The sequence below is a fragment of the bacterium genome (genome assembly GCA_040755795.1).
GTDB lineage: Bacteria > UBA9089 > CG2-30-40-21 > CG2-30-40-21 > SBAY01 > JBFLXS01.
Genome location: JBFLXS010000359.1, coordinates 1 through 4,216, shown reverse-complemented (window position 1 = coordinate 4,216; position 4,216 = coordinate 1). Strand labels below are relative to the sequence as shown.

General features: G+C 32.8%; 6 protein-coding genes. 4 read left to right on the top strand and 2 right to left on the bottom strand.

What is annotated here, in order from left to right:
• The 4 genes from AB1414_16560 to AB1414_16545 form a co-directional block, all read left to right on the top strand.
• A partial coding sequence (locus AB1414_16560) for an RHS repeat-associated core domain-containing protein (GenBank protein ID MEW6609031.1) occupies window positions 1-708 on the top strand: 708 nt, incomplete at its 5' end.
• Between the two features lie 3 nt (window positions 709-711).
• Complete coding sequence (locus tag AB1414_16555; protein ID MEW6609030.1) at window positions 712-1,155, top strand: hypothetical protein; 444 nt, start codon at window positions 712-714, stop codon at window positions 1,153-1,155.
• 79 nt (window positions 1,156-1,234) lie between these two features.
• Entirely contained in the window at window positions 1,235-1,672 is a 438-nt protein-coding gene (locus AB1414_16550) for a hypothetical protein (GenBank protein MEW6609029.1), read from the top strand.
• 15 nt (window positions 1,673-1,687) lie between these two features.
• The gene (locus tag AB1414_16545) at window positions 1,688-2,110 is read left to right on the top strand and encodes a hypothetical protein (protein ID MEW6609028.1); all 423 of its coding nucleotides are present in this window, start codon (window positions 1,688-1,690) and stop codon (window positions 2,108-2,110) included.
• A gap of 320 nt (window positions 2,111-2,430) precedes the next feature.
• On the opposite strand, the gene AB1414_16540 is transcribed toward AB1414_16545, so the two are convergent.
• The gene (locus AB1414_16540) at window positions 2,431-3,480 is read right to left on the bottom strand and encodes a Fic/DOC family N-terminal domain-containing protein (protein MEW6609027.1); all 1,050 of its coding nucleotides are present in this window, start codon (window positions 3,478-3,480) and stop codon (window positions 2,431-2,433) included.
• A 299-nt stretch (window positions 3,481-3,779) separates the two neighbouring features.
• On the bottom strand, window positions 3,780-4,216 hold a 437-nt coding region (locus AB1414_16535), incomplete at its 5' end, for a hypothetical protein (GenBank protein ID MEW6609026.1).

Below are 4,216 nucleotides of genomic sequence, written 5' to 3'. Positions count from 1 at the left end.
TACCTAAACAGCAGATACTACGATGCCAACATCGGTAGATTTATCAATGCTGACGGATTGTTGGGCTCTTTTGGGGATAGTCAAACCACGAACATGTATGCGTATTGCGCCAACAATCCAGTGATGATGGTAGATCCTAATGGAGATTTTCCAATTTTAATAGCAGCATTCATTATCGGTGCAATTATATCTGGAGCTGCAAGTGCAATATCTCAAGGGGCAACAGATGGATGGGAAAATATCAATTGGTACCAAGTAGGATTTGACTCATTAATTGGTGGAGTTACCACACTAGTAGGAGCAAGTGGTATTGGAGTAATAGGAGCCATGATTGTAGGTGGAACATTAGGCTTCACAGGAAGTGTAGGATCGGATTTGATAGCAGGAAATGGTGATTGGTCTGAAGTTGATTGGATCAAAGCTAGTGTTATGACAGTTGTCGGAATAGGTTTAGGCGCTTGGTCTGGGGCAGGAGCTCAAAACTTTAAAACTATGAATACTAAAATTAATCTAGGACAATCATGGGGTTCAAAATCATATATTAATTATGGAGTTTCTGTAATAGATAGAGCAGCTACATCATATGCGCGACATACGGCATCACAATTACTAGCAAATGCCGTAAGAGGATATCAGGTACAAGCGATATCAAGAGCATTAGCATCTGCTTTATTTGCAATGGGAATTTCCGAATTCATGCAGGGGTAGATTATGGAATTATTTATTGTAATATTGGGAACGATATTTTGTGTTTTGAATTGGTTCTTTTTTGGAACTGGGCATTATCATTTGTCATATATTGAAAAAATAAAATATAGAAAATTTAAATTGGGTAATTTTTATTTCACTCTTGTTATGACCATTTCAATGTTAAGTCTGTATGTTATAAGTTTGTTTAATGAGCATATACAGGTTAAAAGCATTCTTATAATTATGTTTTGTGTTGAATTTGGTGGGACCATTATGTATATTCTCGCTCTTGATATAATCGGTATTAATAATAAAAACAAAGAGATAACTAAACTTATTTTAGAGCAAATCTCAAAAAATTCACACTTGAAAAAAGATGAAATTATATACAATATTAGAACTCAATTTAAAGAATTATCTATCAAAGATATTGAGAAACTCTATAATAATAAAAATGAATCTTAAATAGAATTCAAGATTTGAAGCTTATAGGCTAATTTTGAGGAATATATAGAATAGTGCATATTGTGCCAACAATTCGGTCATGTATACAGACAGCACTGGTTATTGGTTTGGATTTGATGACATCATTACTGGTCCCATTGATGAACTAATAGTATTATCTTTACTTGCTTTAGCTGCAGCAGTTGGAATCCCTGGAGCATCCGATGCATTAGGTGATTTAACAAACACATTAATCGATGTTCTAGCTGCTAAAAAAAGTAGAAAAAGTGGTAAGGAAAAATCTTCAGAAAAGCCAAGCTATGTAAATAAAGGAATGCTAGATAAATCTTTAACTGCTGAAGAAAATGCCACTAATATGATGAATAATCAATGGGGTAAGGGCAATTGGGGCAAAGGACCAAAGACTGATTATAATAAAACTCTTAAATGGATAACAAGAGGTGAACTGTTGAAACAAGTAATCAATTCTTTTGATGGTTATGACGATGATTATATATTAGTGATTAAATTTGACTAGGAGGAAGGCTGCAACATGAATATATATAGATTGATTTATGTTCATCTAATTGAGAAATATAAAAATGAAGAGTACTTTCTTGGGTATTATTCGTCAATCGAAAAAGTACAGATTAATATTTTATTGTACCAAACTCTTCCAGGGTTTAGAGAAAATCCGCATAACTTTGTTATTCAAAATGTATCTGTTGAAGGGTATATCATTGATAAAGTTGTTTATGAAGTACAATTTTATTTACACGATGATAGTTTTTCAATCGAATATGATTGCTATATCGGAGTTTATAATTCCGAAAAACACGCAACAATAGCTTTGGATGATTTTAAGGATTTCAATCAAAAACATATGTTGCAATGTAAATGCAGAAAAGAATACTTTATTAATAAAATAATTTTAGATGAACCAGTTTTATCAAGGGGTTTTACCATTGATTACTAATAGCATTAAATATTCTAGAGCGGAATCATCCGTTGGGATGATATCAGTTCTAATTGTTCAAAAAAGTGTTCCAAATACTTAGGTGTGATCACTAATATTCCTTGTATTAATTGAACAGCAAATATTATAAAACAAATATTGAAAGATTAATTAATGCTGGTGTTTTCTTGGTTTATCATCAAATGATGTTTCTCCAATCGTTTTATAGTGGATCGGCATGTAAATTAAACAGTTTGTTATGATATCTTTTAGTTTATATGAAAAAATCTAGGCATCATGAAAAAAAGATGGCTGCACTTTGTAGAGTGGCCATCTTTATATTATTCTTTAATCAGATTTAATAACTGTATATTTTTGTAGATTACTTCTTTGCCCAATGGTTCAGAAACAATGAAACCTTCTTTTTCAAGAAGTTTTAAATACTTAGTTGCAGTCGCTCTAGAAATATTTAAGTCTTCTCTAAAAAACTCGTTTTTTGTATACATGTAGGAAAACAAATGCTCGACAATCTCATACCGATACACATCTGGTAAACGTTTTTTCATCAAATCCTTTGTTAATTCTATGGATTGGTTGATTCTCATAATTAAGTTAATCGTCTGAACGGATGTCTTTGATATTCCCTTTAAGATATACATGACAAAATCTTTTATATTCGCGATGTCTTCGTTACATTTTTTAAGCAGTGCATAATATTGTTCCCTGTTGTCCATAATGTACTTACTTAAGTAAAGCACAGGTTCAGATATCTTGTCCTTTAGTACTAAATAAAGAATATTTAGTATTCGACCGGTTCTTCCGTTCCCATCATAAAATGGATGAATGCTTTCAAATTGAAAATGGATAAGAGCCATTTGAATGAGCGGGTCGTAATCATCATTTTGATTAATAAATAATTCGAGATTATGCATGAGTTCACGAATCTCGGTTTCACTTTGCGGTGGGGTGTGAATAACTTTGTTGGTTTTGTCGTTAATGATAACCGTTCCAGGAAGCTTTCTAATTCCGCCTTTATTGGGCTCGATGACGCTTTGTATCTCAACAAGAACATTAGTACTTATAAAGCTTTTTTGTTGCATTAACATCAAGCCATGAGCTATCGCATGCTTATAATTGATCACTTCCTTTGGCTTTCCGCCAATGGGGGTTTTTGAGACGATGACCTTAAATATCTCATCATAGGTTGTTATAATGTTTTCAATAGCTGATGAATCTTTCGATTCGCTGAGACTGATCAAACTCAAAACTACTCCAGGATTGGGTAGAAGTTTTAGTATACCCTTCAACTCACCTATATGATGATTTGCAGTATTTAGTTCCTTTAATATATCGATTCTATTTAAATCTACCTGAAAGGGAAGTTTATTCATGAAATCACCTCGTGACTATTTTATTTGATATTTTATCCTCGTTTTCATCTTATCACATAGACTTAGTCACGTCAAGTCATCGAGGATATTTTTTTATATATTTTAGTCACGTACTGATTTTTAATGGAGTTATCGATTGGGTGAAATTAAGTGATTTTCAAACATAGGTAATTATTCGTTAATATTTATAACCATACATTTTCAAGGTATCGATGAAAAGAACAGCCGTTCTAGCGAGAACGGCAATCTCATCATATAACATGTTGCAATGGTTTATAACATAAAATGTTAATGATACCTTAATATCCCATAAGTATTTTTTGATTCAAATCAAGATTTTCAAAAGACTCAATCGCGGTGAAGGTAACATCGCGATTCTTTTTTATATTCTTCATGATGCCCTTGAGTAAATCTTCTTTGGCTGCATAGACTAATATTTTTTTACGTCCTGTCACCTTAATGGCTAAATCGTATTGATGTTCTACAAGATCTTTATACGTTTCCACATGCTTGGGATGAACTCCCTTGGGTCTCACATAGAGTTCTAAACTTTCAACCGGAGGTAATGCTTGATCGCTTTGGAGTAAAAAGTGTTTCGCATCACTTACGAGTTGCTGACGAAAATCAAAGAAAACCCAGTCTGGATGAATGAAGAAATCTTCACGAGCTTCTAAATGGCCAATGTCGAATAAAGAATCGGAAAAATCCATACCTCTTAAGAGTTTTTTGACAATGT

Bases quoted from the DNA above. Each gene is read 5' to 3' on its own strand.
- AB1414_16555 (MEW6609030.1), top strand. From the start codon at position 712: ATGGAATTATTTATTGTAATATTGGGAACGATATTTTGTGTTTTGAAT.
- AB1414_16550 (MEW6609029.1), top strand. From the start codon at position 1,235: ATGTATACAGACAGCACTGGTTATTGGTTTGGATTTGATGACATCATT.
- AB1414_16545 (MEW6609028.1), top strand. From the start codon at position 1,688: ATGAATATATATAGATTGATTTATGTTCATCTAATTGAGAAATATAAA.
- AB1414_16540 (MEW6609027.1), bottom strand. From the start codon at position 3,480: ATGAATAAACTTCCCTTTCAGGTAGATTTAAATAGAATCGATATATTA.